This is a genomic window from Pseudovibrio sp. Ad37 (assembly GCF_001623075.1).
Taxonomy (GTDB): domain Bacteria; phylum Pseudomonadota; class Alphaproteobacteria; order Rhizobiales; family Stappiaceae; genus Pseudovibrio.
Genome location: NZ_LMCF01000085.1, coordinates 1 through 4,046, shown reverse-complemented (window position 1 = coordinate 4,046; position 4,046 = coordinate 1). Strand labels below are relative to the sequence as shown.

Annotated in this window: 5 protein-coding genes; 4 read left to right on the top strand and 1 reads right to left on the bottom strand. The window is 51.3% G+C overall.

All coding sequences use genetic code 11. The features are described from left to right. The coding region (locus PsAD37_RS14060) for a hypothetical protein (protein ID WP_193778270.1) at window positions 1–206 on the bottom strand (206 nt) is incomplete at its 3' end. 428 nt (window positions 207–634) lie between these two features. Here PsAD37_RS14060 and nirK point away from each other — a divergent pair. The 4 genes from nirK (at window position 635) to PsAD37_RS14040 (ending at window position 3,711) form a co-directional block, all read left to right on the top strand. Next, entirely contained in the window at window positions 635–1,819 is a 1,185-nt protein-coding gene (gene nirK, locus PsAD37_RS14055; protein ID WP_063296689.1) for a copper-containing nitrite reductase, read from the top strand. Between the two features lie 30 nt (window positions 1,820–1,849). Next, on the top strand, window positions 1,850–2,623 hold the full coding sequence (locus tag PsAD37_RS14050; protein WP_063296688.1) for a formylglycine-generating enzyme family protein: 774 nt from the start codon (window positions 1,850–1,852) through the stop codon (window positions 2,621–2,623). Window positions 2,624–2,684: 61 nt separating this feature from the next. Beyond that, entirely contained in the window at window positions 2,685–3,050 is a 366-nt protein-coding gene (locus tag PsAD37_RS14045) for a cytochrome c family protein (RefSeq protein WP_063296687.1), read from the top strand. A 22-nt stretch (window positions 3,051–3,072) separates the two neighbouring features. After that, on the top strand, window positions 3,073–3,711 hold the full coding sequence (locus PsAD37_RS14040) for an SCO family protein (RefSeq protein WP_063296686.1): 639 nt from the start codon (window positions 3,073–3,075) through the stop codon (window positions 3,709–3,711). The last annotated feature ends 335 nt before the right edge of the window (window positions 3,712–4,046 follow it).

Sequence of the window (4,046 nt, the reverse complement as noted above, 5' to 3'; positions counted from 1 at the left end):
GTAATAATCGCGTTGTCTACTGCATTTTGGAAGCCACCCAGCTTTGCTTGATCTTTGGTGTTGTTTTCTATTTGCGTCATAACAAGCGGATTTTCATAGATTTTGTCTTCGAGTACGTGCACGTAATCGACCTTGTCTTTTTCTGTCTGCCCATCTTCAGATGCACTGGGGCTTGACGTTGGATTTCGCGAGGACAATGGCCGCATTCTCTACCGTCACGCGGCCGCAAATTTAAGTGTTCTTAGGAAGATTGCTATCAATCTCGTCAAAGCCGACACAACCCGCTAGGGCAGCATAAAAAGACGCCGAAATACCGCAGGCTTGAACAGTGATTATATGCAAAAAATCATAAGCTTATAGTTTCATGCGTGAGCCGTGGGGTCGTCCAGATGTCTGAGGCTAAACCCTATTGGATCTTCGCCGCGTGCCAGCATGATTTGGTCCATCAACGTTTCAATCGCATAAACATTGCAAAATGCACCAAGGCTGCGTAGAGCCGATGTGCGCGATAGGACAGCGAGGATTGTGTCGCAAACTTGATATATGGCAAATACATTTTTTACATAAAAAGATATTTTAAATATCTGTTGAGTTGAGCAAATTTAGTTCAGCAAATTATGGTGAGGCATATCAAGTGACATCAAGTTCGAATAATGGATTAGACCGACGCAGTTTTCTGAAGGTGTCGACTGTTGCATCATCCACTGCTGCGTTTGGCGCCTTTGCTGTTGCTGCCAATCAGGCCGTTGCGGCAACAAAAGAAGTTGCTGCCGTTGCAGCGGAAGTTGAAGTATCACTCACTGAGACTGAAATTTCTGCATTGCCTCGTGTGAAACAAGAGCTGGTTGCCCCACCTTTTGCCCCTAAACACGATCAGGTCGCGCAAGACGGTCCGAAGGTTGTCGAAGTCACGATGACCATTAAGGAAATGCGCTGGGAAGTGGACGACACTGGCGCAGAAACTTGGGCTTTGACTTTTGATGGGTCCGTTCCGGGCCCACTCATTGTCTGCCACGAAGGTGACTACGTGGAACTGACGTTGATCAACCCTGAAACCAATAGAATGGACCACAACATCGACTTCCATTCATCCACCGGTGCGCTCGGTGGGGGGGCCCTGACACATGTACTGCCGGGTGAGCAGGTGAAACTGCGTTGGAAGGCTGTAAAGTCAGGCGTCTTTGTCTACCATTGTGCTCCTGAAGGGCAGATGATCCCCTACCATGTTGTTCATGGTATGAACGGTGCCGTCATGGTGCTGCCGCGTGAAGGCCTGAAGGACAAAGATGGTAACCCTCTGTCATACGACGATGTTTTCTATGTTGGTGAGCAGGATTTCTACATTCCGAAAGACGAGAACGGCGACTGGAAGGTCTATGAGGGTGCAGGCGACAACTTCGGCGACGTTTTCCCAGTCATGCGTACACTGACACCGACGCATGTGGTCTTCAACGGCAAGGTCGGTGCGTTGACAGGTGATAACGCGCTCAAATCCGCAGTTGGCCGCACGGCGCTCTTCATTCACGCCCAGTCAAACCGGGATACACGACCACACCTGATTGGTGGTCATGGCGACTACGTTTGGGAAACCGGCTCCTTTGCAGACACCCCTGCGACCGGACTTGAGACCTGGTTCATCCGTGGCGGCTCTGCGGGAGCGGCGCTTTATACATTCCGCCAGCCGGGCGTTTACGTATACCTGAACCACAATCTCATTGAAGCGATTGAACTTGGCGCTGCCTCGCACATCATCGTCGATGGGGAATGGAACGATGATTTGATGAAACAGGTCTCCAAACCTGGTCCAATTCCAGCCTAAGCCGACTGGTTCGAGACGTAGAGAGATGAGATGAAGCTGTCAATTTACATTACCCTATCCCTGGGAGTAGCCGCTGCCTCCATCTGGGTTGGTAGTAATGCGAAGGTCTACCTGCCAGATCTCTCAGCACGTCTTGCGTCCCCCGAGGTGTTTTCCTCGGGGGACGCACCCCAACCTCAAATGGTTGAGGTCACAATAGACACCCCGGGAAGGGGCGCGAAGCGGATCGCGGTGGCTAAGTACGAGGTAACTTTCGGGGATTGGCAGGCCTGCGTCGATGCCGGGGGCTGTTCACACCAGCCGCTGCGACGAAAGTACGTGCGAGATGACCATCCTGTTACAGACGTCAGCTGGCTGGATACCCAACAATATCTGGCGTGGCTGTCTCACGAAACGGGCCAAACTTACCGGTTGCCCACTGAGACCGAGTGGCGTGCGCTCGCAGACGATGTGATCGATGAGAAGGTTGATAAATTGTTCGACGATCCGCGTCTGGCTTGGGCTGCTGACTACGTTAATTATAGCAAGCGCGGTAAGCGACGCACTCAATCCGTAGGTTTCCACGGCACCGAAGATAATGGTGTTGCTGACATTTCCGGAAATGTCTGGGAATGGACACAAAGTTGCTGGCGCAGGTCCTCTGAGGGGCCAAAACAAGAAATCAATAAGAATTGCCGCGGAGTTCGGATTCTGGCGGGTGTGCATATGACCTACCAGCCCGAGTTGATCAGGGTCGTGCCAACAGGGGGGTGTTCCATCGGTTTCCCTCCAGCGAATATCGGGTTTCGTGTCGTTCGCGACTAGGCATCCGAACTGCCTCTTTCCAACCTTCTACCTACCAACATCTCAAAATAAGTGGAAAAATATGAGAAAGCTAGTCTTGTCACTGCTGTCCGTTATGATGCTGAGCGGCCCGGCTTACGCAGCAGGCGATGCCGTCAAAGGTGCAAAAGTCTTCAAAAAATGTGCAGCTTGTCACTCACCTGAAGAAGGCAAGAACAAACTTGGCCCGTCGCTCTTTGGCATTGTAGGCCGCCATGCTGCAACGATAGAGGGCTTCAAATATTCAAAAGCAATGAAAACATCCGGCCTCGTTTGGGACGACGAAAATCTTGCACACTTTCTGAAGGCCCCCAAAAAATTCTTAAAGGGAACTAAGATGTCCTTTGGTGGCATCAGGAAGGATGGCGATGTGACCAATCTTCTTGCCTACCTGCACACGCTGAAGTAAGCGCCAAAGACGGAGAAGAACCATGAAAGTAGCGTCGAGGCAAATTAGTCTCCTGGTTGCGGCTTCCAGTTTTACAGTTATCGCTTTGTTGGGTGCCTCCATTGGCTACTTTTCACAAGGACCTCTGGTAAAAGGTGCAGACTCAAGGCCTGCGTTGTCCACCGCTATCAACGTTGATGGACCGGACGTAAAGAGGATCGCTCTGACTTCGCATGAGGGGGCCTCCCTGAGGTGGGGAAACCTTTCCGGGCGACACCGGTTGGTCTTCTTCGGCTATACGTTTTGCCCGGAAATATGCCCGGTCACTCTCCTGAACTTGAGCGAAGCTCTCGACATCCTTGAAGGGAAGGGGATTGAGCCCGACCCGATCTTTGTGACCGTTGACCCACAGCGCGATACACCGGAGTTTCTTAAGGAATACCTGAGTGGCTTCCGCGAAGGGTTCCTCGGGTTGAGTGGTGAAGATGCTCAGATCAGAAAACTTTCTGAAGCCTTCAAGGCATTCTATGAGCGATCGGATCTATCGGACGACTCTGAATATTACCTCATGGATCATACGAGCTACATCTACCTGATTGCTCCAGATGGCGCGATGCTCGAATACTACCCGGAATCGACCCAACCACCAGAACTGGCACGAAAGATTCTCGCCAATTTTTGACCACAACTGTCCTTGAGATCTCCGCTATGATGAAACCGCGGAGTGCCGTGCTGCTCGTCGTTAGTTTCCGCCCAATGAGGCCTGTTTTCAAACAGGTGGAAAGAAAACAGAATTGAGAATTAGGACCGGTGGTATAAGGTCTAAGAAGCCCACTGTTGTGAATCGGCATGCAAAATTGACCCGGTTAGGTGGGTTATGAGCGTTTAAGATTGACCCACCTGTTTGTTAGGATCCGTGCATTTAGCGCGGGGCATGAACGGGTGATATTGATGGAAAGTGCAGCCAAGATCCGCCGTCTTGTTTTACGGGATGGTCGAAGTGTCCGGTCGGTCAGT

Bases quoted from the DNA above. Each gene is read 5' to 3' on its own strand.
- PsAD37_RS14050 (WP_063296688.1), top strand. From the start codon at position 1,850: ATGAAGCTGTCAATTTACATTACCCTATCCCTGGGAGTAGCCGCTGCC.
- PsAD37_RS14045 (WP_063296687.1), top strand. From the start codon at position 2,685: ATGAGAAAGCTAGTCTTGTCACTGCTGTCCGTTATGATGCTGAGCGGC.
- PsAD37_RS14040 (WP_063296686.1), top strand. From the start codon at position 3,073: ATGAAAGTAGCGTCGAGGCAAATTAGTCTCCTGGTTGCGGCTTCCAGT.